Annotated in this window: 25 protein-coding genes; 14 read left to right on the top strand and 11 right to left on the bottom strand. The window is 71.0% G+C overall.

Annotated elements, in window-relative coordinates; translation table 11 throughout:
• Positions 1 to 5: 5 nt before the first annotated feature.
• Entirely contained in the window at positions 6 to 1,382 is a 1,377-nt protein-coding gene (locus ABD785_RS38170) for a cellulase family glycosylhydrolase (protein WP_344838827.1), read from the bottom strand.
• Positions 1,383 to 1,449: 67 nt separating this feature from the next.
• Positions 1,450 to 2,376 (bottom strand): RDD family protein, encoded by a 927-nt coding sequence (locus ABD785_RS38165; RefSeq protein ID WP_344838824.1) that lies wholly within the window; start codon positions 2,374 to 2,376, stop codon positions 1,450 to 1,452.
• Positions 2,377 to 2,420: 44 nt separating this feature from the next.
• Between ABD785_RS38165 and ABD785_RS38160 the strand changes: the two genes are divergently transcribed.
• Positions 2,421 to 3,416, top strand: a complete 996-nt coding sequence (locus ABD785_RS38160) for a stage II sporulation protein M (protein WP_344838821.1) — start codon at positions 2,421 to 2,423, stop codon at positions 3,414 to 3,416.
• 3 nt (positions 3,417 to 3,419) lie between these two features.
• Here ABD785_RS38160 and ABD785_RS38155 read toward each other — a convergent pair whose 3' ends face one another.
• The 6 genes from ABD785_RS38155 to mtrA form a co-directional block, all read right to left on the bottom strand.
• Positions 3,420 to 4,130 carry a response regulator gene (locus ABD785_RS38155; protein WP_344838818.1) on the bottom strand — a complete coding sequence of 237 codons (711 nt, stop codon included), beginning with the start codon at positions 4,128 to 4,130 and terminating at the stop codon, positions 3,420 to 3,422.
• Positions 4,131 to 4,201: 71 nt separating this feature from the next.
• A complete protein-coding gene (gene hpf / locus ABD785_RS38150) occupies positions 4,202 to 4,876 on the bottom strand; it encodes a ribosome hibernation-promoting factor, HPF/YfiA family (protein WP_344838815.1) in 675 nt (224 codons plus the stop codon).
• A gap of 527 nt (positions 4,877 to 5,403) precedes the next feature.
• The gene (locus tag ABD785_RS38145; protein WP_344838813.1) at positions 5,404 to 6,051 is read right to left on the bottom strand and encodes a ComF family protein; all 648 of its coding nucleotides are present in this window, start codon (positions 6,049 to 6,051) and stop codon (positions 5,404 to 5,406) included.
• Complete coding sequence (locus ABD785_RS38140; protein WP_344838811.1) at positions 6,048 to 7,847, bottom strand: LpqB family beta-propeller domain-containing protein; 1,800 nt, start codon at positions 7,845 to 7,847, stop codon at positions 6,048 to 6,050. Before ABD785_RS38140 ends, ABD785_RS38145 begins: the two co-directional genes overlap by 4 nt.
• The gene (gene mtrB, locus ABD785_RS38135; RefSeq protein ID WP_344838808.1) at positions 7,844 to 9,442 is read right to left on the bottom strand and encodes an MtrAB system histidine kinase MtrB; all 1,599 of its coding nucleotides are present in this window, start codon (positions 9,440 to 9,442) and stop codon (positions 7,844 to 7,846) included. Before mtrB ends, ABD785_RS38140 begins: the two co-directional genes overlap by 4 nt.
• Before the next feature lie 23 nt (positions 9,443 to 9,465).
• Positions 9,466 to 10,143 (bottom strand): MtrAB system response regulator MtrA, encoded by a 678-nt coding sequence (mtrA, locus tag ABD785_RS38130; RefSeq protein ID WP_344838804.1) that lies wholly within the window; start codon positions 10,141 to 10,143, stop codon positions 9,466 to 9,468.
• A 302-nt stretch (positions 10,144 to 10,445) separates the two neighbouring features.
• Between mtrA and ABD785_RS38125 the strand changes: the two genes are divergently transcribed.
• The 8 genes from ABD785_RS38125 to secA all read left to right on the top strand — a co-directional run bounded on the left by ABD785_RS38125 (position 10,446) and on the right by secA (position 19,961).
• Positions 10,446 to 11,405 (top strand): hypothetical protein, encoded by a 960-nt coding sequence (locus ABD785_RS38125; RefSeq protein WP_344838801.1) that lies wholly within the window; start codon positions 10,446 to 10,448, stop codon positions 11,403 to 11,405.
• Positions 11,402 to 12,037 carry a DUF4129 domain-containing protein gene (locus tag ABD785_RS38120; RefSeq protein ID WP_344838799.1) on the top strand — a complete coding sequence of 212 codons (636 nt, stop codon included), beginning with the start codon at positions 11,402 to 11,404 and terminating at the stop codon, positions 12,035 to 12,037. The genes ABD785_RS38125 and ABD785_RS38120 overlap by 4 nt, the downstream gene beginning before the upstream one ends.
• Positions 12,034 to 13,197, top strand: coding sequence for a DUF4350 domain-containing protein (locus ABD785_RS38115; RefSeq protein WP_344838796.1), 1,164 nt, complete (start codon positions 12,034 to 12,036; stop codon positions 13,195 to 13,197). The genes ABD785_RS38120 and ABD785_RS38115 overlap by 4 nt, the downstream gene beginning before the upstream one ends.
• On the top strand, positions 13,194 to 14,165 hold the full coding sequence (locus ABD785_RS38110; RefSeq protein ID WP_344838794.1) for an AAA family ATPase: 972 nt from the start codon (positions 13,194 to 13,196) through the stop codon (positions 14,163 to 14,165). Before ABD785_RS38115 ends, ABD785_RS38110 begins: the two co-directional genes overlap by 4 nt.
• Before the next feature lie 4 nt (positions 14,166 to 14,169).
• Entirely contained in the window at positions 14,170 to 15,462 is a 1,293-nt protein-coding gene (locus tag ABD785_RS38105; protein WP_344838793.1) for a DUF58 domain-containing protein, read from the top strand.
• A gap of 104 nt (positions 15,463 to 15,566) precedes the next feature.
• Positions 15,567 to 16,133 carry an RNA polymerase sigma factor gene (locus tag ABD785_RS38100; RefSeq protein ID WP_344838790.1) on the top strand — a complete coding sequence of 189 codons (567 nt, stop codon included), beginning with the start codon at positions 15,567 to 15,569 and terminating at the stop codon, positions 16,131 to 16,133.
• Entirely contained in the window at positions 16,130 to 16,987 is an 858-nt protein-coding gene (locus ABD785_RS38095) for a maleylpyruvate isomerase family mycothiol-dependent enzyme (RefSeq protein ID WP_344838787.1), read from the top strand. The genes ABD785_RS38100 and ABD785_RS38095 overlap by 4 nt, the downstream gene beginning before the upstream one ends.
• A gap of 229 nt (positions 16,988 to 17,216) precedes the next feature.
• Positions 17,217 to 19,961: a preprotein translocase subunit SecA gene (gene secA / locus ABD785_RS38090; RefSeq protein ID WP_344838785.1), complete on the top strand. Its 2,745-nt coding sequence runs from the start codon at positions 17,217 to 17,219 to the stop codon at positions 19,959 to 19,961.
• Between the two features lie 62 nt (positions 19,962 to 20,023).
• On the opposite strand, the gene ABD785_RS38085 is transcribed toward secA, so the two are convergent.
• Positions 20,024 to 20,506: an Rv3235 family protein gene (locus tag ABD785_RS38085; protein WP_344838783.1), complete on the bottom strand. Its 483-nt coding sequence runs from the start codon at positions 20,504 to 20,506 to the stop codon at positions 20,024 to 20,026.
• A gap of 95 nt (positions 20,507 to 20,601) precedes the next feature.
• Entirely contained in the window at positions 20,602 to 21,714 is a 1,113-nt protein-coding gene (locus ABD785_RS38080; RefSeq protein WP_344838781.1) for a PTS transporter subunit EIIC, read from the bottom strand.
• A 116-nt stretch (positions 21,715 to 21,830) separates the two neighbouring features.
• On the opposite strand from ABD785_RS38080, the gene ABD785_RS38075 reads away from it, so the two are divergent.
• On the top strand, positions 21,831 to 22,502 hold the full coding sequence (locus ABD785_RS38075) for a Uma2 family endonuclease (RefSeq protein WP_344838779.1): 672 nt from the start codon (positions 21,831 to 21,833) through the stop codon (positions 22,500 to 22,502).
• A gap of 3 nt (positions 22,503 to 22,505) precedes the next feature.
• Here the strand turns inward: ABD785_RS38075 and ABD785_RS38070 are convergent, their stop codons facing one another.
• Complete coding sequence (locus tag ABD785_RS38070; RefSeq protein ID WP_344838778.1) at positions 22,506 to 23,240, bottom strand: GntR family transcriptional regulator; 735 nt, start codon at positions 23,238 to 23,240, stop codon at positions 22,506 to 22,508.
• A 171-nt stretch (positions 23,241 to 23,411) separates the two neighbouring features.
• Here ABD785_RS38070 and ABD785_RS38065 point away from each other — a divergent pair, with 171 nt between their 5' ends.
• From ABD785_RS38065 to ptsP, 4 genes are all read left to right on the top strand, one after another.
• Complete coding sequence (locus tag ABD785_RS38065; protein WP_344838777.1) at positions 23,412 to 23,642, top strand: PTS sugar transporter subunit IIB; 231 nt, start codon at positions 23,412 to 23,414, stop codon at positions 23,640 to 23,642.
• Between the two features lie 2 nt (positions 23,643 to 23,644).
• Positions 23,645 to 24,094, top strand: coding sequence for a PTS sugar transporter subunit IIA (locus tag ABD785_RS38060; protein ID WP_344838775.1), 450 nt, complete (start codon positions 23,645 to 23,647; stop codon positions 24,092 to 24,094).
• Positions 24,087 to 24,350: an HPr family phosphocarrier protein gene (locus ABD785_RS38055; RefSeq protein WP_344838773.1), complete on the top strand. Its 264-nt coding sequence runs from the start codon at positions 24,087 to 24,089 to the stop codon at positions 24,348 to 24,350. Before ABD785_RS38060 ends, ABD785_RS38055 begins: the two co-directional genes overlap by 8 nt.
• The coding region (gene ptsP, locus ABD785_RS38050) for a phosphoenolpyruvate--protein phosphotransferase (RefSeq protein WP_344838770.1) at positions 24,343 to 25,998 on the top strand (1,656 nt) is incomplete at its 3' end. The genes ABD785_RS38055 and ptsP, both read left to right, overlap by 8 nt.

Raw genomic sequence — 25,998 nt, 5'->3', positions numbered from 1 at the left:
CCGGCTCAGGTGACGGTGACGGTGTGGTCCCGGCCGGGGCCCGGCCAGACGAGCAGCGTCCGGGTGGCCGGATCCCAGGTGTAGGGGTCGGTCGCGACGACCTTCGGCGCCGTGGTGCCGGGGAACCAGATGTCGGTGGGGCCGGTCGCGTCCGAGGCGGTCCAGGAGACGGTCAGCGAGCCGGGAGCCGCCTTGATCGCGGTCGGCACCCCGGCGACGGCCCGCGGGCGCGGGCGGGCCATGATCCGCCCGACCTGGGTGAGGCCGCCGTTCAGGATCGGGTTGATCGAGGTGTCGGGCCCGGTCCCGCCCTCGTGCGACCAGTAGGCGTAGCCGATCATCAGGTCCTCGGTCATCTTCAGCCAGTCGGTGGTGTAGGCGGGCCCGCCGGGGACGCTCATGTCCATCGCGCCGATCTCGCCGATCCACAGCGGTCTCCCGAGCGTGGCGGCCAGCTTGGTCATGTTGTGCTTCCAGAACGCGAACTCACCCTGGACCAGCAGCTTCGTCAGCCCGCTGTAGCTGCCGCCGAGATCGACCGCGCCGGGGTAGAAGTGCGGGGCGAGCACGATCCGGTCGCCGTCCAGAGCGCCGAGCGAACTCTCGGCGCCCTGGTTGACGCCCAGCGACTGCGGCTCCACGAAGATCCAGTTCGCCGCGTCGACGGTCCTGATCGCGTCGATGATCCGCTGGTGGAACGGGGTGAGGATCGGGCCCTCGAAGAACCCGAACTGGCGCGTCCCGCCGAACGGCTCGTTCATCAGGTCGTAGCCGAGCACGGCGGGCTCGTCCCGGAACCTGTCCGCGACGTGCCGCCACATCGCGGCGTACCGCTCGCCGAGTTCCGGGTGCCGTCCGGTGGTGTTCCAGAAGTGGTCGTAGGCGCGCAGCACGGCGGGTTGGAGGTAGGTCAGCACCCAGGGGCTCTGCGGGGCGCAGGCCAGCCCGTCGGTGAAGGTCGCCCAGGAGGGGGCGCCGTTGCCCGCGCCCGCGCAGGCTGCCGGGCCGTAGATGTCCTGGTGCATGTCGAGGATCACGTGCATGCCCTGGTCGCGGTACCAGCGCAGCCGGACGGCGACGGCGTCGAGGTACTCCTCGTCGTAGACGCCCGGCGACGGCTCGACGTTCTTCCACTGGATCAGGTACCGGACCGAGTCCGTCCCCAGCAGGCGCCGTTCCAGGGCCACGTCGTCCGGCCCGATCCACGGCAGCCCGGAGGCGCTCTTCGCCGAGCTCGCGGTGTTCAGCCCGTGCAGGATCAGGGCCCTGCCCTGGTCGTCGGTGATCCAGGAGCGTCCTTCGAGGGCCCGCGCGGCCTGCCCCGGCACGACGAGCGCACCGGTGAGGGCCGCGACCAGACCGAACCGCCGCCAGGAGCGCATACCGGAACCTCCGAAGAAGATGAAAGATCTTCGGATTATTGGCCGGTCGCCGAGGCCCTGTAAAGACCTAACGTCCGTAAGGCGCGGAACCCGCAGGAGGCGGCCCGTAGAACTGCGGCGGAGGCAGCAGACCCGCCTGGAACGCGGGCCCGCGCTGCTGGAAGACCGGGGGCGGCGGCGGGTCGGCCGGCACGTGCTGCCCGATCCGGCGCAGATGCTCCTCCCGCCGGTGGCGCTGGGCCGACAGCCGCACCGACTCGCGGCGGCGCCGCTCGGCGAGCACCGCCGAGATGACGACCTCCGGACGGGCGCCGGGCGGAGGCGGCGGCGTCAGCAGCGGGCCGAAGCTCCGCATCAGCTCCCAGCCCAGCTCGTCACGGACCTCGGGGAGCAGCTCCCAGAACCGCTGCAGGTACTGGCGCCCGCTCAGCGCGAGGTCGTCGGTGATCCGCGACAGCTCCAGCGACTGCGCCCACGGCACCAGGTGCATCGGCATCTGCGCGACCGGGCTGTAGGAGGCCAGGGAGGGCGTGCGGTCCTGGATCACCAGGGTTCCGGCGAACAGGTCGCCGAGCCGCCTGCCCTGCCGGTTGAACAGCGAGCACAGCAGCGCGGGGGCCCCGGTGAACATCAGGAACTCCACCACCCCGGCCAGCGCGCGCATCAGCGCCTGCCGGAACAGGACGGGCCCGCCGTCGACCGAGACCGTGCGGGTGCCCATCGCCATCTTCCCGACGGTGCGCCCGCGCGTCAGGGTCTCCATCGTGGCCGGATATCCGACGAACACCGCCACCGTCACCAGGATCGCGACCCCGGCCACGACCGCCTCGTCGGCGTACAGCGCGATGATCTGCACCAGCTGCCCCAGCATCGCCGACAGCGAGGCCATGATGAGCAGGTCGATCGCCAGCGCGCTGGCCCGGCTCGCGAGCCGGGCGGGCCGGATGTCGAGCGCGACCGCTTCACCTGTGACCAGGTCGCCGGGAACCGTCATGAGGCCCAGTATGCCGGTTGGAGCGAACCGGTAGATTCTCGGCTGTGGACGTCGACGCGTACGTGGCCGCGCACAACGCGGAATGGCTCCGGCTCGAGTATCTGATCAACCGTGGCGGGAAGCTGACCGGCACGGAGGCGGACGAGCTCGTCGAGCTGTACCAGCGCGCCGCGACGCATCTCTCGGTGGTCCGCTCGGCCTCGCCCGACCCCGCCCTCATCGGACGCCTCTCGTCGCTCGTCTCCCGGGCCCGCGCGGCCGTCGGCGGGGCGAACGCGCCGCTCTGGCGCGACCTGTTCCGCATCGTCACGGTCTCGTTCCCCGGGACGGTCTACCGGACGAGGTTCTGGTGGATCGGCTGCGCCGTCATCGGCAACCTGTTCTCGCTGGTCTTCGCGATCTGGATCGTCAACAACCCCGAGGTGCAGGCCAGTATCGGCACCCCGCACCAGATCCAGCAGCTCGTCGACCACGACTTCGCGAACTACTACACCGAGCACGACGCCGGCGCGTTCGCCTTCCAGGTGTGGGTCAACAACGTCTGGGTGGCGGCGCTCGGCCTGACCTCCGGCATCCTGCTCGGCGCCCCGACCCTGTACATGCTGTACATGAACCAGAAGGTCATCGCGATCAACGGCGGGCTGCTCGCCGCGCACGGCAAGACCGAGCTGTTCTTCGGGCTGATCCTGCCGCACGGAATGCTCGAGCTCACCGCCGTCTACGTGGCGTGCGGGATGGGGCTCAAACTCGGCTGGACGGTCATCGACCCCGGCCGCAGGCCGCGCGGCCAGGCGCTCGCCGAGGAGGGACGCGCCGCCATGAGCATCGTCCTGGGCCTGATCGGCGTGCTCCTGGTCTCGGGCGCGATCGAGGGCTTCGTGACGGGCTACGTGCACACGACCTGGCTGCGGATCGGCATCGGCGTGGTCGCCGAGATCTTCTTCCTCGCCTATGTCTGGTACTTCGGCCGCAAGGCGATCGCGGCGGGGGACAGGGGGGACGCGCCTGACGTCCCCGACCTGGCCCCCACCGCGGCCTGACGTCTAGGTGATCTCCAGGAGCTTCTCCCGGACGGCGTAGACCACCGCTTCCATCCGCGAGTGGAGCTGAAGCTTCTCGAGGATGTTGCGGATGTGGTTCTTCACCGTGTTCTCCGAGATGAACAGCTCCTTGGCGATCTCCCGGTTGCCGAGCCCGCGGGCGACCAGCCGGAGGACCTCCATCTCCCGGTCGGTCAGCCGGGGCGCCGGCACCTGCTGCTGCTTCTCTTCCGAACGCTTGGCCAGCGAGGTGAACTCGTTGATGAGCTTCGAGGCCATCGACGGGCTGATCAGTGACTGCCCGCCGTGGACCGCCCGCACCGACTGCGGGACCTCGTCGATCGCGATCTCCTTGAGCAGGTAGCCGGAGGCTCCCGCCTTGAGGGCCTCGAACAGGTCCTCTTCCTCGTCGGAGATCGTCAACATGACGATCTTCGTGGTGGGCACGGCCTCCTTGATGGCCGCGCACGCCTCGATGCCGCTGCGGCGCGGCATCCGGATGTCCATCAGGAGCACGTCCGGCAGCAGTTCCGCCGCCTTGGTGACCGCCTCATGGCCGTCACCGCCCTCGCCGACCACCTGGATGTCCCGTTCCTGGGAGAGGACCATCTGCAGTCCCCGGCGGAACAGGGCGTGGTCGTCCACGATCAGGACCCGGATCGGTTCGGTACGAGACTCACGTGGCTCGCGTGGGCTGGGCGCTGATGCGCTCACTCGTTCCTCCCCTTTGTGGGAACGCCTAGATCATGGCATGACGGGAGCGGTGACGGGACGCTTACGTCAGATCACTCCTCGATGAGACGGATGATCCCGTAGTCCCAGCCGCGCCGCCGGTAGACGACGCTGGGCTTGCCGCTCTCCTTGTCACAGAACAGGAAGAAGTCGTGTCCGACAAGCTCCATCTCGTACAGAGCCTGCTCGGTGTCCATCGGAGCGGCCTTGTGCACCTTCTCGCGGACGACCACGGGCCCGTCGCCGTCCATGGCGATCGGCACCAGGTGCTCGTCGAAATCGGGAGCGGGCTCGTAGCCCTGCTCCTCGTCGGCCGCCTCCTTGACGGCCACCGCGACGGGGGTGGGGGGAACCTCGGGCAGGACGTCGATCGCGGCGTTCCTGCCGTGACCGTTGCCGTGCCCGTTCCCGTGTCCTCGGCCCGTGTGCACCTTCCGCCGGTCGGCGGTCTTGCGCAGCCGGGCGTCGAGCTTGTCGAGCGCCAGGTCCAGCGCTCCATAGCGGTCATCGGCCGCGGCTTCGGCCCGGATGACCGGGCCCTTCGAGTGGAGCGTCAGCTCCACCCTCTCCCGCTGGTCCGCCTGCCGGGGATTGCGCTCCTCGGTGACCTCCACGTCGATACGGATGATCTTCGAGTCGAGCTTCTCGATCCTGGCGAGTTTGGTGTCGAGGTGCCGCTTGAAACGGTCGTTCACCTCGGTCCGGCGGCCCTTCACGATGATGTCCACTGGGGACCCCCCTTCTCTACAGAGATAACGGACGGACCGGAAAACAAGGTTCCAGCTGTTTCCGTCGATGGAGGAGCACCCACCCGGCCGACCTGGTCTTCGACCCCACAATCGCCTGCTGAGAGTCTCGCAGCCCATGCCACTACTGCTCTTCTCCCGTGACGCCGGATATCTGATCCGGCGGCGGGGCAGGACTTACTTCTAAGCCGCACCGTGATCACTCGACGAAAAGTCGGCTTACGTGGACCGTTTGGCCTGCGGCTGGCATCGGCTTGCACGGCTCGTGCGCCTCCGAGGAGGAGCGACGATCCGGCGCAACCACGGACCCGGGCGGGTGCCATGTCAGAACGCTAGCCCCTCCCGACCCGAATGTCATGGGGGTGAACTGCGGCAAAACTCACCGTCGGTGATGGCGTGAGTGACGAATTGCCACGTCAGCGCCGTGTGGGAAGCGTTTTCGCGGCAGGTCAGCAGGCTGTGGCCTCGCGGTTAGTTTGCGAGATGAGTACGAAATACCTTGCTGATTGTTACGGTTTGTCCGTGTCCAAGCGGGCCGCCGCGACGGTCGCCGCCCCGACGACATGCGCCCCCGCCGAGGTCAGCGCCGACCACGCGGCCGCGACGCTCGCCCCGGTCGTCGTCACGTCGTCCACGACGATCACGGTCCCGGAGACGGCTCCGGTCGCCCGGAGGGCGCCGTTCAGGTTGGTGCGGCGCTGGGCGCCCCCCAGATCGCCCTGATCGGGTGTTCCCGGCATTCTGCGCAAAACTCCAAGCGCCGCGGCGTCGATCCCCTGAGAGCGCAGCTCGGCGGCCGCCAGGCGGGCCAGTCCGAGCATGGTGTCGCCGCCCCTGCGCCGGACCGAGCGCCGCGCGGAGGGCACCGGGATCAGCAGGACCCCGCCGCGCACGGCGGCCTCGGGGAGAACCCCTTCGGTGATCACCGAGGCGAGGGCCCGGGCCAGCGGGGCGGCCAGGCCCGAGCGGCCGCGGTCCTTGTACTCCACGATCATCGATCGGACCGGGCCGCGATAGGCGGTCATCGCCCAGGCGCGTCCCGCGCGGCAGGGCCTGCGGTGGAGCAGAGCGCCACAAGCCGGGCAGACCGGTCCGCCCGGCGCCCCGCATCCCGCGCAGTGCGCGGGGAGGACGAGGCCGAGCAGCTCGGAGATCACCCCGGATAGACCGGTTCCGCGCCGGCGCCCGCCGACTTCCACTCGCTGTACTGGGGATCGTCGCCCGGCAGCCGCTGGAGGATCTCCATGCCGTCCTTGGAGACCACCCCCAGCAGGATCTCCTTCTTGCTGCCCGAGGTGGCGGCGATCGTCATCGGCTTGCCGGAGATGCTGCCGGCGATGTACCGGACCGCCCCACCGCTGATCGGCACCTGGTAGGGGATGTAGGTCTCGGTGTCGGTGTCGGTGCTGCGGCCGAGCACGGCGAGGGTGTCGGCGTCGAGCCACGCCAGGTCGCGGACCTCGGCCAGCTCGGCGTTGATCGGCTTGAACTCGCCCATGGTCGGGGCGCCGTTCTCCTCGGGCGTGATCCGGCCGAGCTGGATCTCGGTCTTGGGGCCGGAGCCGTCGATGAGCGCGGCCACCCGGACGCCGTCCCTGGCCACCCGCAGCGCGCGCACGTGCGAGCCGCCGAAGCCCCACCCCTGCACCTCGACGGCCTCCGGCGCGGCCTCACGCCACAGCCACAGCCGCGAGCCCGCGGGCCCGGTCTCGACGATCCACAGGTTGTTGTGCCGGTCCCAGGAGGGGCGCAGCAGCGAGTTCTTCTGGTCGGAGACCTTCATGACCTCGGTGGAGGTGACGGTGCCGCGCCGCCCGACCACGATGGCCTTGCCGGACACGCCCGCGAACAGCTGGAGGTCGAGGGAGACGGCCGGGTGCTCGATCTTCCGGTCCTGCAGGACGGGGAACGGCTGGTCGGGAACCGAGAGCTGCACCAGCTTGCCGTCGCGGTTGAGCAGGAAGGAGTCGCCGGTGAGACCGCTCGGCGGCCCGTCGGGGTTGAGCTCGGCGAAGCTCGCCCGGGTCTGGATCTCCTGCCCGTCGGCGGTCTTCCTGATCCTTCCGTCGATCTTCAGCCGCAGGTTCTGGATCTCGGTCACCTGCTGGAGGGTCAGCATGAGCTGGGCCGACATCTCCCGCACGGAGCCGCTCGCGGCCTCCTTGCTGAGGTCGACCGTCGCGGTGCCGTCGTCGGAGATCTCGATGCCGTCGCCCCTGAGCGTGGTCTTGGGCGGCAGCGAGGTCTGCACGGAGGGGCCCGGCAGGGAGGCGCGGTCCAGCAGGGCCTTGACGAGCTGGGTCGGCAGCGAGGCCCGGTTGACCAGCGGGAGGAACACCGAGCTCGGCACCAGGACCTTGTGGTCGGGCGCGAAGAAGTACAGGTTGGTCGTCCGGAAGGCCCGGTCGACCGCGCTGCGGCGCAGCAGCAGGTCGTTGGGCTTGTCGACGATGCGCCACCGGCCCGCGGCGACCTGCTTCAGGGTGAACGTGTAGGGGGTGGCCTTGCCGTCCTTGGCCTCGTAGCTGCCCGCACTCGTGATCTTGCCGAGCAGGTTGCCGGTCACCTTGACGACCGCGGTGTCCTTGCTCTCGGTGGTGTTGTAGGCGAGGTCGTCCTTGGGGTCGTCGACGACCTGCACCTGGTGGAGATTGGAGTCCCAGGTGACGCCGGGGGCGAGGTAGGAGTTCAGCAGGACCTGGCCGTCGTCGAAGTTGGCCATCGCCTTGAGGAAGCCCTGGACGACCTTTTCCGGGCCCCAGCCGTCCTGCGGCTTGGTCGGGATGATCCGGACGTAGGGGTCGTCGAAGGAGCGCTTGCCGTCCTGGTCGGGCTTGGTGTTGACGCTTCCGCCGGTGGGGAAGGAGGCGCAGCCCGTCCCGGAGAGGCCGACCGCGCACACGGCGGCCAGCAGGGGGAGGGCGGGACGGCCGGTCCTGGGGCGGCGGCTCATTCGGCCACCTCCAGATCGACGAGGTAGGTCCTGGTGAGCTCGACCTCGGCCGGGACCAGCGGAAGGGGGCTGCCGCGCAGCTCCTCGCCGGCGACCCGCGGCAGCGACAGCCGGAACTGCGAGCCCACGCCGGACTCGCCCCAGGCCTGGAGCCAGCCGCCGTGCAGCTGGGCGTCCTCGCGGGAGATCGACAGGCCCAGCCCGGTGCCGCCGATGGTGCGGGCGCGCGAGGGGTCCGCGCGCCAGAACCGGTCGAAGACCATCTGGGCCTCGCCCGGCTTCAGCCCGGTGCCGTGGTCGCGCACGGCCAGAGCCACGGCGTCGCGGTCGGCGGCGACGGTCACCACGATCTCCTTGCCGTCGCCGTGCTCGACCGCGTTGAACAGCAGGTTGCGCAGGATCCGCGCGACCCGCCTGCGGTCGACCTCGGCGACCGTGGCCTCGCCGGGAAGCTGAAGGACGATCTTGCTGCCGCGGCGCTCCGCGACGTCCTCGACGTCACCGACGGCCGCCAGCACCAGATCGCGCATGTCGAGCGGCTCGGAGTCCAGGGTGGCGGCGCCCGCGTCGTGCCGGGAGATCTCCAGCAGGTCCGACAGCAGCGACTCGAACCGCTCCATCTGCGACTGGAGCAGCTCGGCGGAGCGGCCGACCATCGACTGGAAGTCCTCGCGGTGCTCGTAGAGCATGTCCGCGGCGATCTTCATGGTGGTGAGCGGGGTGCGCAGCTCGTGCGAGACGTCGGAGACGAACTGGCGCTGGACCTGCGACAGGCCCTCCAGCTCGGAGATCTTCTCCTGGAGCGTGGTGGCCATGTCGTTGAAGGAGCGGCCGAGCTTGGCCAGGTCGTCCTCGCCGCGGACCTTCATGCGCTCCTCCAGGCGTCCCGAGGCCAGCCGTTCGGCCGACTGGGCGGCGAGCCTGACCGGGATGACGACCTGCCGCGTCACGACCGAGGCGATCGCGGCCAGCAGCAGCACCAGGGCCGCGCCGACGCCGACGAGCGTCTTCTGGACCAGGCTGAGGGTGTTCTCCTCCTGGGTCAGCGGGAAGAGATAGTAGATCTGGTAGTCGCCGTACCGGGCGCCCGCGATCAGCGCGGGCTGGTCCTCCTCGTAGAGGGTCTGGAGGGTGCCGAGGGTCCAGGCGCGGGCGTTGGGGTCCTTGGCGATGGTCTCGCGCAGCCGGGTCGGGACGCTGCTCTCCCGGACGCTGTTGCTCGCGATGCCCCGGTAGTCGTCGCGGCCGGAGTTGACCACGTACACCTGGTAGAGCCCGGTCGGCGCGGACCGGCCGGTCAGCTCGCCCGCGACCTCCTCGGTGAGGTCGGTGCCGCCCGTGGAGTAGGCCTGGTACTTGCCCCGCAGGATGCTGACGCCCTCGCCGAGCTGCTGCATCGCCGTCTCCGACTTGCCCTTGAGCAGCGCGGCGGTGATCTGCTGCATCAGGAAGACACCGAGCACCGCCACCACGATCGCCGAGATCAGCAGGGTGATCGTGACGACCCGCACCTGGATCGAGCGCCGCCAGGAGACGTAGGAACGGTTCCACACGCCGCGCATCAGGCGGCGGGCGGAGCGGAGCACGGTGTTCACAGCCGGTCGGAGGTCATGGCCCGTTACGCCGGCCCGGCCTTGTAACCCACACCGCGGACCGTGACGACGATCTCGGGACGCTCGGGGTCCTTCTCGATCTTCGCCCGGAGCCGCTGGACGTGCACGTTCACCAGGCGGGTGTCGGCGGCGTGCCGGTAGCCCCAGACCTGCTCCAGCAGGACCTCGCGGGTGAAGACCTGGCGCGGCTTGCGGGCCAGGGCCACCAGGAGGTCGAACTCCAGCGGGGTCAGCGGGATGTGCTTGTCGCCGCGCTTGACCGAGTGGCCCGCCACGTCGATCGCGATGTCGCCGATCTGCAGGGTCTCGGGAGCGGGCTCGTCGGTGCGGCGCAGCCGGGCGCGGACCCGTGCCACGAGTTCCTTCGGCTTGAACGGCTTGACGACGTAGTCGTCGGCACCGGACTCCAGGCCGAGGACCACGTCGACGGTGTCGCTCTTGGCCGTCAGCATGACGATCGGCACGCCGGACTCGGCGCGGATCTGCCTGCACACGTCGATGCCGTCCGCCCCCGGAAGCATCAGGTCCAGCAGGACGAGATCTGGTCTGGTCTCGCGGAACGCCTCGAGCGCCTTGTCGCCGTCATGCACGAACGACGGCTCGAAGCCCTCGCCCCGCAGCACGATGCCCAGCATCTCCGCGAGCGCCAGGTCGTCGTCGACGACCAGTACACGTCCTCTCATGCGCCCTCATCGCCGTTCGTTTGGAGGTTAGGTGGGGGATCCCCTGATCATTGCCCGGCTTGGCGAGTGCTTGGCCAGGGCTTGCCCAGGCCAGAAGGTTACCCGCGATTGCCGACTCGCCGCGCCCCCAATCACGGGAAACCTCGACGATCTCACCATGCGGCGATGTACGCTGCGTTCCGATTCGCCTACGACACGCGAGATTTGTACCACCTGGGGAGGGCGGGTATGGGGATCTCCTGGATATAGGCGGCCAGGCATCAGTCGGTCATGTCGCACATGCGGCGTGGCAGGATGTCCGCGTGCACGTTGACCGGGCGGAGCTGCTGGGTGGGGAGATCCCGCTGCGGCCGGTCGGTGTTGCCGAAATGCTGGACACGGCTGTGGCCGTCATGCGGCGCTGCCCGCGGGCCGTTCTCGGGCCCGCGGCGGCCGTCGTCACCTTCGTTCAGGTCTGCCTGACGCTGATCTCCTATTACTTCATCGGCACCTCGCCGACGGATTCCGACGTTCCGGAAGAGCTTTTGCGGTCGGTCGGTAACCAGCTGGTGCTGACCGTGATCGGCATGTTCGTGACCGGCTTCGCGATCCTCGTGCTCGCCGGCTTCTACGCCCCCGTGGTCGCCCGGTCGTTCTTCGGCCTGCCGCCCGAGCCCTGGGCGGACGGCCGGCCGAGCCGCGTCAGGCTGGTGTTCGTCGCCCTGGCCGGGATGGTCGGGCCGCTCCTGGCCTTCGCGCTCCCGCTCGTGCCGTTCGTGCTGGTGGCCAACACCGGAGGCTCTGCCGGGCTCGGCATCCTGCTGGGGTTCGCCGGATTCCCCGCGGGCGCCGCGCTGGCCGCCTGGATCTACGTCCTCGTCGTGCTGGCGGGGCCCGCGGTCGTGATGGAGCGGGCGCCGTTCGCCGAGGCCTTCCGCAGGGCGTCCGGGCTGGTCCGGCGCCGGTGGTGGAAGACCTTCCTGGTGCTGGTGCTGACCGGGCTGATCACCGTGTTCATGGGGTTCATCGCGCTGCGGGTGCCGTTCCTGCTGATCGAGCTGTTCGCGTTCGGGACCGAGCCGAGCGGCGCGGAGGAGCTGTGGGCGCTGGCCGTCAACACCCTCGGCCGGATCGTGAGCTGGACCATCACCGTGCCGTTCGACGCGCTGGTCGTCGCGCTCGTCTACTTCGATCTGCGGATGCGGCGCGAGGGCGTCGACCTGAGGTTGCAGACCCTGGCCGAGCCGCCCGCCGGATTCATGGACCTGTGGAGGGGAAGATGATCTTCCCAGGGCTCTTCTCCGAGCCGGTGACCCGCGACCAGGCGCGCGATCTCGCCAGGGACGAGCTGGAGAAACCGATCTACCACCGGGAGCGGCCGTCGTTCCTGGACAAGATGATCGACCAGATCCGCGAGTGGTTCGACAAGCTCACGCCGGACGGCGTCAAGAGGCCGGGTGGCGGCGGAGGCGACTTCACCCTTCTCATCCTGGTCGTGCTGTTCGTGCTGCTGGCCGTCGCGGTGGTCTGGTGGATGCGCGGGCGCGGCAACACCAAGGCCGCCGGGGCGGCGCTGCTCGACGACGTGCCGTCCAGCGCGACCGACCACCGCTCCGCCGCCGCGGCGTTCGCGGCCGAGGGCCGGTTCGCCGAGGCGATCAGGGAACGGCTGCGGGCGATCGCCCGCGACCTGGAGGAGCGCGCGATCCTCGACCCGAGGCCCGGACGGACCGCGCGTGAGCTGGCCCACGAGACGCTGCGGGCGATGCCCGTCGATCTGAGCGAGGGCGTCGGGGTGTTCGACGACGTCTGGTACGGCGACCGGCCCGGCACCCCCGAGGGGTACGCGCTGCTGGTGGCGCTGGACGAGGAAGTGCGGGCGGCCAGGCCGCGCCCGCTGGAGCGGGTCCCGTGACGGCGGCCGAGAGCACGGCGGCGGTCGTGGGCCGCAGGGTGCGGCGCTGGCGGGCGGTGGTCGTCTTCGTGCTGGCCATGATCGTGGTCGCGGTGGCGCTCGCCGCGCTGCGCCCGGTCAAGACCGGCGGCTACCTCGACCCCGAGTCGCCCGCGAAGGACGGTTCGCGCGCCCTCGCCGAGATCCTCCGGCAGCACGGGACGCCCGTGAACGTCGTCAGGTCGGCCGGGTCCGCCTCGCTGCCCGGCGGGGTCGTCGTGGTCGTGCGCTCCGAGCGCCTGACCGCCGATGATCTCGCCGAGCTGGCCGGCCGTCCGGGCGATCTGGTGCTGGTCGAGCCGGGCAGGGCCGCGCTGGAGGCGCTCGCGCCCGGTGTCACCCAGGCCGAGACCGTCGGCGGGCCGGCCGAGCCGGGCTGCCCGCTCGCCGAGGCCGCGGGCGAGGTCTCCTTCGACGCCTCCTGGACCTACGCGGCCCCCCAGGGCGCGGTGGTGTGCTTCGCGGACACCGAGAACAAGCTCGGCCGGGTCGTGCAGATCAGCACCGGCGGGCGGCTCGTGACCGTGCTGGGTTCGGGCCTGCCGCTGACCAACGACCGGCTGGCCGACGACGGCAACGCCGCGTTCGCCATGAACCTCATCGGGGCGCGGCCGTCGGCGGTGTGGTTCATGCCGCCGCTGCCCTCCGAGCCGGGCACCGCGGGCGACACCTCCCTCGAAGACCTCGTCCCGGCCGGCACGAAGCTGTTCTTCTGGCAGGTCCTCATCGCCGTCGTGCTGCTGGCCCTGTGGCGGGCCCGGCGGCTCGGCCCCGTCGTCGCCGAGCGGCTGCCGGTGGTCGTCAGGTCGGCGGAGACCGTCGAGGGGCGGGCCCGGCTGTACCGGGCGCGGCGGGCCAGGGACCGGGCGGCGATCGCGCTGCGCGACTCGGCCCGCTCCCGGCTGATGCCGCTGCTCGGGCTGCCGCGCACGGCGGCGGACGACTCCTCGCGGATCGGGGAGGTCGTCGGGCTGGTGGCGGCCAGGTCGGGCCTCGACCAGCAGACGTCGTGGTGGGCGCTGTACGGTCCGGATCCCGCGGACGACCCCGAACTGGTGCGGCTGTCGGAGGTCCTCGACGACCTCGAGGGCCGCGTCCTCTCCCTTAAGGAAGATCAATGAGCGAGACCATCGTCGACACCGGTCTGGGCGACGCCCGTCGGTCCCTGGCCGCGTTGCGCGGCGAGGTCGCCAAGGCCGTCGTCGGCCAGGACGCGGTGATCACCGGCCTGGTGATCGCGCTGCTGTGCCGGGGGCACGTGCTGCTGGAGGGCGTGCCGGGCGTCGCGAAGACGCTGCTGGTGCGGACCCTGGCGCAGGCGCTGGACCTGGAGTTCAAGCGGGTGCAGTTCACGCCCGACCTGATGCCCGGCGACGTCACGGGTTCGCTGATCTACGACGCCAAGACCTCGGAGTTCGAGTTCAGGCGCGGCCCCGTCTTCACCAACCTGCTGCTCGCCGACGAGATCAACAGGACGCCGCCGAAGACCCAGGCGTCGCTGCTGGAGGCCATGGAGGAGCGGCAGGTGACGGTCGACGGCACGCCGTTCGCGCTGCCCGACCCGTTCGTCGTGTGCGCGACCCAGAACCCGATCGAGTACGAGGGCACCTATCCGCTGCCGGAGGCGCAGCTCGACCGGTTCCTGGTGAAGCTGACCGTCCCGCTGCCGACCCGCGAGGAGGAGATCGGCGTCGTGCAGCGGCACGCGCTGGGCTTCGACCCGCGCGACCTGTCGGACATCAACCCCGTGGCGGGGCTCCAGGACCTGGAGGCGGGTCGCGACGCCGTGCGCACCCTGCACGTCGACCCCAAGGTCATCGCCTATGTGGTGGACCTGTGCCGGGCGACCCGCGAGTCGCCGTCGTTGCAGCTCGGGGCCTCGCCGCGCGGGGCGACCGCGCTGCTGAACACCGCGCGGGCCTGGGCCTGGCTGTCGGGGCGCGACTACGTGACGCCCGACGACGTCAAGGCGCTGGCCCGCCCGACCCTGCGGCACCGGGTCCAGCTGCGGCCCGAGGCCGAGCTGGAGGGCGCGACCGCCGACGGCGTCCTCGAGGGCGTCCTCACGACCGTCCCGACCCCCCGGTGATCCGGTGGCTCTGACCGGACGCGTCGGCCTCCTGGCCCTGCTGGCGGCGATCATCCCGATCTTCGTGCCGCACGCCTGGGTGCTGCTCGTGATCGCCGCGGTGCTGATCTCGCTGGTCGTCACCGACTTCGCGCTGGCGGGGAACGTCCGCAGGCTCGTGCTGCACCGGGCCGGCGACCGGAGCGTGCGGCTGGGGGAGACGGCCACGGTCGGGCTGATCGTGGAGAACCCCGGGACCCGGCGGGTGCGGGCGGTCGTCCGCGACGCCTGGCCGCCCAGCGCCGGGGCCTCGCCCAGGACCTCGGACCTGTCGGTTCCGGCGGGGGAGCGGCGGCGGCTCGACCTGACGCTGACGCCCACCCGGCGCGGCGACCGGCGGTCCGTCACCGTGACCGTCCGGTCGACGGGCCCGCTGGGGCTGGCGGCCCGGCAGCTCTCGCGGCCGGCGCCGTGGACCGTCCGGGTGCTGCCCGGCTTCCCCTCGCGCCGCCATCTGCCCGCCAAGCTGCGCAAGCTCCGCGAGCTGACCGGCCAGCACGTGGCCCTCATCCGCGGCCAGGGCACCGAGTTCGACTCGCTGCGCGAGTACGTGCCGGGTGACGACGTCCGCTCGATCGACTGGCGCGCCACCGCCCGCCGCGGCGACGTGGTCGTCAGGACGTGGCGGCCCGAACGCGACCGGCGCATCTTCCTGATCCTCGACACGGGCCGCACCTCGGCCGGGCGGGTCGGCGACATCCCGCGCCTGGACTGCTCCATGGACGCCGCCCTGCTGCTGGCGGCGCTCGCCTCCCGTGCGGGGGACCGGGTCGATCTGCTGGCCTACGACCGTCAGGTGCGGGCCAGGGTCGAGGGCGTCTCGCGCACCGACCTGCTCCCGTCGATGGTGCAGGCGATGGCGACCCTCGACCCGGAGCTGATCGAGTCCGACGCCGCCGGGATGGTCTCGACGCTGCTGGCGCGGACCCGCCAGCGCAGCCTGGTCGTGCTGCTGACCGAGCTGAACACCGCGGCGATGGAGGAGAGCCTCCTGCCGCTGCTGCCCCGCCTCACCGCCAAGCACCTCGTCATGATCGCGGCGGTCTCGGATCCGCGCGTCGACGAGATGGCCGCGGCGCGGGGCGATCTGGCGGCCGTGTACGACGCCGCGGCGGCCGAGCGGGCGAGGGGGGAGCGGCGCCGCCTCACCGCCGAGCTCCGCGGGCACGGCGTCGAGGTCGTCGACGCGCCGCCCGAGCATCTCGCCCCCGCCCTCGCGGACGCTTATCTGGCCCTCAAGGCCGCCGGACGCCTCTGATCTTCATCCGTCCCGCGGCTTCGGACGAATGGTCGGTGAAGCGGTGGCCGTGGATCAGTGGGGGTGACATGTTGGGACCTGTCACATATGCACGGATCGCGGAGATGGGTGTGGACGAAATCCCGTCCGATGTGGTGTGGGCGCGACGGCTGGTCTCGGGCGACGAGGCCGCGCTGGGCGAGATCTACGACGCCTACGGCGGCCTCGTCTACGGTCTCGCCCTGCGGCTGACCCGCAGCAGGGAGCTGGCCGAGGACGTCGTGCAGGAGGTCTTCTCCTTCCTGTGGGAGAGGCCCGCGGCCTTCGACCCCGGCAAGGGGACGCTGCGGAGCTGGCTGGGGCTGCTCGCGCACCGGCGCTCGGTGGAGACCGTGCGGCGCGAGGAGCTGCGGCGCAGGCCGGCCGCCTCCGACGACATGCCGCTGCCGGGCGTGGACGAGGCCGTCACCGAGGAGCTCTACCGGGAGCAGATCAGGGGGAGGGTCGCCGAGGCCGTCGCCCGGCTGCCCGAGCCCCTGCGGCAGGTCGTCGAGCTGGCGTACTACAAGGGCCGCACGTACCGTCAGGTGGCGGCCGAGCTCGGCTCGCCCGAAGGCACCGTGAAGTCGCGGATCAGGGCCGCGCTCAAGCAGATCGCCGAGGACCTCGCCGAGGAGGGAGTGACACCGTGAACCCCGACCGACTGATCGACGACGCGTTCGCCGAGCACACCGGGACCCCTCCGCCCGCCCTGCGCGGCCGGATCATGGCCGGTGCCAGGCGCCGCCGCCCGGTGGCGCCCTCCTACGCGCTGCCGTACGCCGTGCGGATCGCCGTCCTGGACGCCCTGCTCACCGAGCTCACGCCCGGCGAGTGGGCCACGCCGGTGATCTACGACTGGACCGTACGGGACCTGGTGGAACATCTGGGCGCGGTCGACGAGGCCGTCGCCGAGCTCCTGGCGGGCCCCCTGGCCGCAAACGGCCAGGCCGAGCTGGACCGCCGCACGGCCGCGGCCCAGTCCTCCACGAGGAGCCCGGACGGCACCCACCGCCACTGGCGGGACGGCGCCGCCGCGCTCTGCGGCGCGCTCGCCGGCCGCCCCCAGGACCTGCCGACGGATCTCGTGCTGCCGCTTCCGCTGGCCGATCTGATGACGTCCCGGGCCTTCGAGACCTGGGTCCACACCACCGACATCGCCGACGCCGTCGGCCGGAGCCTGCCGCCGCCGCTCCCCGAGCATCTGCATCCCCTGGCCGACCTGGGCGTCCGGCTCCTGCCGAGCGCACTGAGCGTGGCCACCGGAGCGGCGGCACCCGCGAGTGCGATGATCACCCTCGACGGCCCCGGCGGCGGCACCTGGACGATCGCCCTGGCCCCCGACGCCCCGCTCACCCCGGCCTTCTCCCTGCGCCTCGACGTGATCGACTTCTGTCTTCTCATGGGTGACCGGATTCCTCCCTCCGCCCTCCCGGTCACGATCACCGGCGACACCCTCCTGGCCCGCACGCTCCTGGAGGCCGCTCCGGCCCTGTCCGGCCCCTAGGGACTCCAGGGCCCCGGGGTCCGGGCCACGCCCGGAGGCGGGACGCCGGTGCGGGAACCAGAACGGAGGGAACGACGTTGAGACGCTGGAATGTGGCCGCGAATTGCGCACGAGCGTGAGCTGCACCATCCTGTAGCTCACCTAAGATGGATGGGCTACGAGTGGTATGCGCGACAGTGGGCCCCATCACTCACTGTGCGGCTATCCGATCTGCAAGGAGCTTCCGAGAGTGCCAGCTGTATTCGACAAGATCCTTCGCGCGGGCGAAGGCAAGGTCCTGCGCAAGCTCAAGCGGATCGCCGCCCAGGTGAATTCCATCGAAGAGGACTTCACCGACATGAGCGACGCCGAGCTGCGCGCCCTGACGGAGAAGTACCGGGAGCGTCTCGCCGACGGCGAGACCCTCGACGACCTGCTTCCCGAGGCTTTCGCCACCGCCCGTGAGGCCGCCAAGCGCGTGCTCGGGCAGCGGCACTTCGACGTGCAGGTCATGGGCGGCGCCGCCCTCCACCTGGGCAACATCGCCGAGATGCGCACCGGCGAGGGCAAGACCCTCACCTGCGTGCTGCCCGCCTACCTCAACGCGCTCGCCGGCAAGGGCGTGCACGTGGTCACGGTCAACGACTACCTGGCCAAGCGCGACGCCGAGTGGATGGGCCGCGTGCACCAGTTCCTCGGCCTCGAGGTCGGCGTGATCCTCGGCAACATGAACCCCGAGGAACGCCGCAAGGCCTACAACGCGGACATCACCTACGGCACGAACAACGAGTTCGGCTTCGACTACCTGCGCGACAACATGGCGTGGTCGCTCGACGAGTGCGTCCAGCGCGGGCACTACTTCTCGATCGTCGACGAGGTCGACTCGATCCTCATCGACGAGGCCCGCACGCCGCTGATCATCTCGGGCCCGGGCGACCAGAACTCGAAGTGGTTCGGCGAGTTCGCCAAGATCGTCCCTCGGCTCAAGAAGACCACCGACAAAGAGGGCGACGACGGCGACTACCAGGTCGACGAGAAGAAGCGCACCGTCGGCATCCTGGAGTCCGGTGTCGAGAAGGTCGAGGACTGGCTCGGCATCGACAACCTCTACGACGCCACCAACACCCCTCTCGTCGGGTTCCTGAACAACGCCCTCAAGGCCAAGGAGCTCTACAAGAAGGACAAGGACTACGTCGTCATGAACGGCGAAGTCCTGATCGTCGACGAGTTCACCGGCCGCATCCTGCACGGACGCCGCTACAACGAGGGCATGCACCAGGCCATCGAGGCGAAGGAGGGAGTGGCGATCAAGGACGAGAACCAGACCCTCGCCACGATCACCCTCCAGAACTACTTCCGCCTCTACGCCAAGCTCGGCGGCATGACCGGTACCGCCCAGACCGAGGCGTCCGAGTTCAACAAGATCTACAAGCTCGGCGTGATCCCGATCCCGACGAACAAGCCGCCGCTCCGCGACGACGTCGCCGACGTGGTCTACAAGACCGAGCAGGCCAAGTTCGACGCCGTGGTCGACGACATCGCCGAGCGGCACGAGAAGGGCCAGCCGGTCCTGGTCGGCACCACCTCGGTCGAGAAGTCCGAGCGGCTGTCGAAGCTGCTGAAGCGCCGCGGGATCCCGCACGAGGTGCTGAACGCCAAGTACCACGACAAGGAGTCGGCGATCGTCTCCGAGGCGGGCCGCAAGGGCGCCGTCACGGTCGCGACGAACATGGCCGGCCGAGGCACCGACATCATGCTCGGCGGCAACCCCGAGTTCCGGGCCGACCTCGACCTGCACGCCCGCGGCCTGTCCCCGCTGGAGACTCCGGAGGAGTACGAGGCCGCCTGGCCCGCCGCCCTGGAGAAGGCCAAGGACGCCGTCGCCGGCGAGCACGAGGTGGTCGTCGAGGCGGGCGGCCTCTACGTGCTGGGCACCGAGCGGCACGAGTCGCGCCGCATCGACAACCAGCTGCGCGGTCGCTCCGGCCGTCAGGGCGACCCGGGCGAGTCCCGGTTCTACCTGTCCCTCGAGGACGACCTGATGCGCCTGTTCAACTCCGCGCGCGTTGAGATGATCATGACCCGTCTCAACATCCCGGACGACCAGCCCATCGAGGCGAAGATCGTCTCCTCGGCGATCAAGTCGGCCCAGCACCAGGTCGAGCAGCAGAACTTCGAGATCCGCAAGAACGTCCTCAAGTACGACGAGGTCCTCAACCGGCAGCGTCAGGTCATCTACGCCGAGCGCCGCCGGGTGCTCGAGGGCGCCGACCTGCACGAGCAGATCCGCCACATGATCGACGAGGTCGTCGACGGCTACGTCGCCGGCGCCACCGCCGAGGGCTTCGCCGAGGAGTGGGACCTCGACAAGCTGTGGAAGGCGTTCAAGCAGCTCTACCCGATCGCGCTGTCGTCCGACGACGTGATCGAGGAGATCGGCGGCGACGTCCAGAAGCTCGACGCCGAGACCCTCGCCGACCGCATCCGCGAGGACGCGCAGGCCGCCTACGACAAGCGCGAGTCGGAGCTGGGCGAGGAGGTCATGCGCGAGCTCGAGCGGCGCGTGGTCCTGACCGTCCTCGACCGCAAGTGGCGTGAGCACCTGTACGAGATGGACTACCTGCAGGAGGGCATCGGCCTGCGGGCGATGGCGCAGCGCGACCCGCTGGTGGAGTACCAGCGCGAGGGCTACGACATGTTCGTCTCCATGATGGAGGCCATCAAGGAGGAGTCGGTCGGCTACCTCTACCACCTCGAGGTCGAGGTCGAGGAGCAGCCGGAGGCCAAGGTCGCCATCGCGCCCAAGACCATCGCGGGCTCCGCGGCCGTCGGCGAGAAGCCCGACACCGGCAAGCTCGACTACTCGGGCCCGGCCGAGGACGGTTCGGTCGAGCACCACACCGAGGGCGCCGACAAGTACGAGGGCGTCTCCCGCAACGACCCGTGCCCCTGCGGCTCGGGCCAGAAGTTCAAGCGCTGCCACGGCGGCCGCTAGCTCGACGCCGAAGGCCGCCGTCCCGTGAAGATCACGGGGCGGCGGCCTTCGCCGTTCCCCGTTCAGGAGGGGATGGCGGTCTCCAGGGCGGCGCAGCGCCAGCGGCCGCGCAGGAGGACGAGGCGGACCGCGATGGGCTGGATGCGGCCGCCGATGATGACGGTGGCGGTGACCTCGGCGACGCCGTCGCCGGGGCGCTGGATCCGGCGGTTCCTGATCCGCGGCGGGCCCGGCCTGGTGGGGATGGCCGGCTGCTCCTGCCGCTGGAGGACCTCGGCGAGCTCGGCGGTCGACAGGGCGGCGAGCTGCCGGAACGCCCGGCGGCCCGCGAAGATCTCGGCGGTGATCCAGAGGATCCTGTCGGCGGCCGCCGGAAGGTCGTCGTCGGGTGGTCCCGGAGGGGTGCCGCGCGCGCTTCCGGGGGCGGGTTCCAGCCGGAGCGCCAGCGAACCGAACGTCGGCGAACCGGACGCCGTCGGGACGGCCTCCAGATCGGCCTGGACCTCGTCGGCCGAGACCAGGCGGAGCACTCGCGACCGCGGCATGGGCGGCCTCCTCTCGTCGATGCGCGATCTGCGCACCCACAAGAGGCCCGGGCGGCCCGTTTGATACCTTGGGCGGCCCAAGTGTGGCGGGACGGCTAGTCCTCGCTCTCCTCCTCGTCTGCGGCCCTTCCCGGAGTGGGGAGGTCGAACCGGGTGATCAGCAGCCGGAACACCCCGTAGTAGGCGAAGAAGTACACGACCCCGAGCGCGACGATCAACGGCAGCCGCCGGGTGTTCGGCGCGGTGGCGTTCAGCAGCAGGTCGATCAGGCCGGCCGAGAACCCGAAACCGAGCTGCGCCCCGAGCGCGTTCAGCAGGCCCATCGAGAGGGCCGTCAACAGGCTGTGGACGAGGTACAGCAGCGGCGCCGCGAAGACGAACGCGAACTCGATCGGCTCGGAGACACCCGTCACGAAGCTCGCCAGCGCCGCCGCCCCCATCATCGCGCCCACCCGCTTGCGCCGCGCGGGTTCCGCACAGTGCCAGATGGCCAGGGCCGCGCCCGGCAGCCCGAACATCAGCACCGGGAAGAACCCCGCCAGGTAGCCGCCCGCGTGGGGGTCGCCCGCGAAGTACCGGGGGATCTCGCCCTCGGTCCCCTCGTAGCTCCCGGAGACGAACCACACCACCGAGTTCGGCAGATGGTGCAGCCCGAACGGCAGCAGCCCCCGGTTGACCAGCCCGTACAGCCCGGCCATCGGCCATCCGGGGTCGGGCCGTCCGGTGAGGGCCGTCACCAGCGGCGGCGCCGCCAGTCCCGCGGCGATCCCCAGCACGAGGCCCGCGAGCGCGGTGGCGAACGGCACGAACCGCCGCCCGCCGAAGAACGCCAGCCACGAGGGCAGCTCGACCGCGTGGAACCGCTCGTAGAGCACCGCCGCGACCAGCCCCATGACCATCCCGCCGAGGATCCCCGCCGGGCTCGGCCCGCCCCCGACCTCCTCGGCGACCCCGTCGAACACGAGGTACCCGACCACGGCGGCGAGCGCGGTCGTCCCGTCGGCCCTGCGCGCGAACCCGACCGCGACTCCGAGCGCGAACAGCAGCGGCAGCGCCCCGAGGATCCCCTCGCCGGCGGCCCGCAGCACCGCGACGTCCAGCAGGTCGGGCTGGCCGAGCCGGACCAGCAGCACGGCCACGGGCAGCACGGCGACGGGCGTCACCAGGCTCCGCCCGAGCCGTTGCAGCACCCCCAGCAGAGCCTCCACGCGCCCACTCTCCCAGCAGGCCCGCCGGCCGGGAGCCGGGCACGCGGATCCGATCCGGTTTTCCACATACCCCGCTACTCTGAGTCGAGGTTTTCTCTACGATATGGGAGCTGATCGTGAGAGAAGGGTCGCCCAAAGTGAAGGTCGCCGTGGAATTCGAGGCCGGAGTGCAGTTCGAGCTGCCCGACTCGGCGCTGGCGCTGTGGGAACGCGGCGAACTGCACGACCTCCTGAACCTCCCTCATGACGGAACCCGAGTCGAAATCATCGATGGGAAGATCGTCGTGACCACCGCCCCCGAGTTCGGCCACAACTTCATCGCGCTGGAGCTCACCAAGTGCCTCGCCCGCACCGCGGCGGAGTCGACGTGGGAGGCGGTCGGCACGAGCGGGATCGTGTTCCCCGACGCTCTCGCGGGTTACATCCCCGACCTGGTCGTCGTCGAGTCGTCGATCTACTATGCGGCGGCCGAGGCGCAGGTCCGGCGGCTGACGTCGGACGAGATCGAGATGGTGGTCGAGGTGACCTCCGGAGGATCGGCCCAGAACGACCGGCCGCGCCCGAAGTCCGGCGGCGGGAAGTGGGAGGGGTACGTCAGCATGGAGATCCCCTACTACCTGCTGATCGACCGCGATCCGAAGGTGCGGCGGACCACGCTCTACTCGGTGCCGGACCCGGCTCGGCAGATCTACGCGCTCAACGAGTCCTGGGCGTTCGGCGAGACGATCTCCCTGCCCGAGCCGTTCAACCTCGAGATCCCTACGAGCAAGTGGTACGACTGGCAATAAGCCTCAGCGGCGGTGTTCCAGGGCCGTGTGGAGCTGGTAGCGGTCGGCGCGGTAGGTGGACTCGGTGAGTTCGGCGCAGGTGGCGGCCTGGTAGGAGCGGCGGCGGAGCAGCAGGACCGCGCTGGGGTGGGGCAGGTTCAGCAGGTCGGCGTCGGCGGGATCGGCGATGGCGGCCTCGACGGTCTGGTCGCCGGAGTCGAAGACGATGCCGAACGTCCGTTCGAGGACGGTGTACAGGGACTGGCCGGTGAGGCGGATGTCGAGCAGCCCGGGGGCCAGGGCGGCCGGGATGTGGCAGCGCTCGATGGCCATGGGCGTGCCGTCGGCGGTGCGCAGGCGCTCCAGGACGTGCACGGAGGCGCCCTGGGGGAGATTGAGGCCGCGGGCGATGTGGCCGGTGGCGGGGATCGTGCGGTGGGACAGGTCGACGGCGCCCGGTGCGAGCCCGCGTGAGCGCATCTCCGCGGTGAACGAGCTGGACAGCCGCAGCGGCATGTCGATCTTGGGCCGGGCGACGAACGTGCCCTTGCCGGGGACCCGGTAGAGCCGTCCCTCGGCGACGAGCTGGTCGACGGCCTGCCGGACCGTCATCCGCGACAGCGCGTACCGGACGCACAGGTCGCGTTCGGAGGGCATGGGGGCGTCGACCTGGAGGTCGGCCTCGTCCACCAGGTCCAGGAGGAGGCCGCGGAGCTGGACGTACTTCGGCACCGGGCTGGACGCGTCGATCGCGGGCAAAGGGGGCCGCCTCGGGTGGGTCGGGGACTTTCGGATATTGCTACCACAAGGGTATGGTTCATACCGGTCTAGTCCGGACTGGACCATGAGTCGTCCGGGGTGTCAACGCGTGAAGGACATCCTCGTGCAGACGGGCGTATACCCTGGGGTCCCAAGATCCCGGAGGAATCGGTGAGCAGGGCGGAAACGATCCTGGCAGGGCTCGGCGGGAAGGCGAACATCGTCGACCTCGAGGCCTGTGTGACCCGGCTGCGCACTGAGGTGCGCGACGGGGCCCTGGTCGACTCGGCGGCACTGAAGAAGGCCGGTGCCGTCGGGGTGCTGAGGTCCGGCAGGATCGTCCAGGTCGTGCTCGGTCTCGAGGCCGACACGGTCGCGACGAGGATCAAGAGCCTGCTCTGAACGTGTACGCGCCCCTGGCAGGTTCCGTCATCCCTCTCGCGGAGGTCCCGGATCCGGCCTTCGGGCTGCTCGGCGCCGGAGTCGCCGTCGAGCCGGCCGGTCAAGGAGAGGTCACCGCCCGCGCACCGATCTCGGGGACGCTGCTCACCTTGCGTTCACACGCCTTCGCCATCCTGGACGATCAGGGCCGCGCGGTCCTGGTCCATCTGGGGATCGACACGGCCGGGCTGCGTGACGGCGGGTTCACGCGGCTGCGGGCCAAGGGCGACCGGATCCGCGTGGGCGAACCGGTCACCCGCTGGAACCTGACGGCCCTGGCCGGACGGTCCCCGCTGTGCCCGGTGATCGCACTGGAGGCTCCCGAGGTGACCCGAACCGCCGCGGGAACGGTCCAGGTCGGCGACCGGCTGTTCGTCTGGAACAATTCACCCTCGAAGGAGGATCATGGCTGAGCGTCATGTGAAGGTCGAGTCCGTGGTGGGCCTGCACTCCCGCCCGGCCGCGGAGTTCGTCAAGACCGCCGCGAAGGCGCCGATGGACGTCTCGATAGGACGGTTCACCGGCGAGTCCGTCAACGCCAAGAGCATCCTCGCGGTGCTGGCGCTGGACGCGCGGCACGGCGAGCAGCTGCGGCTGCGGGCCGAGGGCGACGGCGCGGAGGAGATCCTCGACGCGCTCGCGAAGGTCATTGCGGAGCCGGATGCGTGAGCTTCTCGGCACCGGGGTGAGCCCGGGCGTGGGCGTGGGCCCCGTCCGGGTGGTGAGCGGCGACGTTCCCGAACCCCCCGCCGAGCCGTTCCGCGGTGACCGCGTCGCCGAGACGGCGCGCGCTCTCACGGCCCTCGAGGACGTCGGGAGCGAGCTGGAGTCGCGGGCCGACGCGGCCGGCGGCGACGCCCGGGACATCCTCACCGCGCAGGCCCTCATGGCGCGCGACCCCGATCTCGCGGGCGAGGTCACGGTCGGCGTCTCCGCCGGCCTGACGGCCGAGCGGGCGGTGTACGAGTCGTTCGGGTTCTTCCGCGATCTGCTGGCGGGCGCGGGCGGCTACATGTCGGCGCGCGTCGCCGACCTCGACGACGTCCGCGACCGTACGGTGGCCCGGCTGATGTCGGTCGCCGTCCCCGGCATGCCCGTCGCCGACGAGCCCTACGTGCTGATCTGCCAGGACCTCGCTCCCGCGGACCTGGCCCTGCTCGACCCGGCGCGGGTGGTCGCGTTCGTGACCGAGGAGGGCGGGCCGATCGGCCACACCGCCATCCTCGCCCGCGCGATGGGCATCCCCGCCATCGTGTCCTGCCCCGGCGTGCTCCATCTGAAGGACGGCGACCACGTCCTGGTCGACGGCGCCTCGGGACGCCTGATCGTCGACCCGGCCGACGAGCAGGTCGCCAGGGCGCAGGCCGCCGCTCTGGCCCGGGCGGAGGCGGTCGGCAGCGCGACGGGCCCCGGCGCGACCAAGGACGGCCATCCCGTCCCGCTGCTCGCCAACATCGGCGGCCCCAAGGACATCCCGGCGGCGCTGGCCAGCGGCGCCGAGGGCGTCGGCCTGTACCGCAGCGAGTACCTCTTCCTCGACGCCGACATCCCGCCGACCGAGGCCGAGCAGATCAACGCCTACCGGAAGGTCCTCGAGGCCTTCCCGCGGGTGGTCGTCCGGGTGCTGGACGCGGGCGCCGACAAGCCCCTGTCGTTCCTGCCGCCCGCCGCGGTCGAGCCGAACCCGGCCCTCGGCGAACGCGGGCTGCGGCTGCTGCGCCGCCATCCGCCGGTGCTCCGCGGGCAGCTCAGCGCGCTGGCCAAGGCCGCCGACGGCCTGCCGGGACGCCTCCGGGTCATGGCCCCCATGGTCACCGACGCCGAGGAGGCCCGCTTCTTCACCGCGGCCTGCCGTGAGGCCGGGCTCACCCAGTCCGGGATCATGATCGAGGTTCCCGCGGCGGCGATCCGCGCCCGCGACATCGCCGAGGAGGTCGACTTCTTCAGCCTCGGCACCAACGACCTCGCCCAGTACGTCTTCGCGGTGGACCGCCAGGTCTCGAGCCTGACCAGGCTCCAGGACCCGTGGCGTCCCGCGCTGCTGGACCTGATGCGCATCGCCACCGACGCGGCCCGCGCCGCGGACAAGGGCTGCGGGGTCTGCGGCGAGGCCGCCGCCGACCCGATCATGGCCTGTGTCCTGGCGGGGCTCGGCGTGACCTCACTGTCGATGAGCGCGCCCTCGCTGCCGCTGGTCAGGGACGCGCTGGCCGCCCACACCCTGGCCGAGTGCCAGGCCGCCGCGGCCGCCGCCCGCAAGGCCCGCACCGCCGCGGCCGCCCGCGCCGCCGCCCTCGCCGAGCTCCGCGCCCTCGGG

The sequence above is a fragment of the Actinocorallia longicatena genome (assembly GCF_039534125.1).
Taxonomy (GTDB): Bacteria; Actinomycetota; Actinomycetes; order Streptosporangiales; family Streptosporangiaceae; genus Actinocorallia; species Actinocorallia longicatena.
Note: the sequence above shows the minus strand (reverse complement) of the source record. Positions and strands in the feature narration are given on the sequence as shown.

Excerpts from the sequence above, each read along its gene's own strand:
- ABD785_RS38110 (WP_344838794.1), top strand. The coding sequence starts at position 13,194 with ATGAGCGAGACCATCGTCGACACCGGTCTGGGCGACGCCCGTCGGTCC.
- ABD785_RS38120 (WP_344838799.1), top strand. The coding sequence starts at position 11,402 with ATGATCTTCCCAGGGCTCTTCTCCGAGCCGGTGACCCGCGACCAGGCG.
- ABD785_RS38055 (WP_344838773.1), top strand. The coding sequence starts at position 24,087 with ATGGCTGAGCGTCATGTGAAGGTCGAGTCCGTGGTGGGCCTGCACTCC.
- ABD785_RS38165 (WP_344838824.1), bottom strand. The coding sequence starts at position 2,376 with ATGACGGTTCCCGGCGACCTGGTCACAGGTGAAGCGGTCGCGCTCGAC.
- ABD785_RS38170 (WP_344838827.1), bottom strand. The coding sequence starts at position 1,382 with ATGCGCTCCTGGCGGCGGTTCGGTCTGGTCGCGGCCCTCACCGGTGCG.
- ABD785_RS38100 (WP_344838790.1), top strand. The coding sequence starts at position 15,567 with ATGGGTGTGGACGAAATCCCGTCCGATGTGGTGTGGGCGCGACGGCTG.
- ABD785_RS38140 (WP_344838811.1), bottom strand. The coding sequence starts at position 7,847 with ATGAGCCGCCGCCCCAGGACCGGCCGTCCCGCCCTCCCCCTGCTGGCC.
- mtrA (WP_344838804.1), bottom strand. The coding sequence starts at position 10,143 with ATGAGAGGACGTGTACTGGTCGTCGACGACGACCTGGCGCTCGCGGAG.
- ABD785_RS38085 (WP_344838783.1), bottom strand. The coding sequence starts at position 20,506 with ATGCCGCGGTCGCGAGTGCTCCGCCTGGTCTCGGCCGACGAGGTCCAG.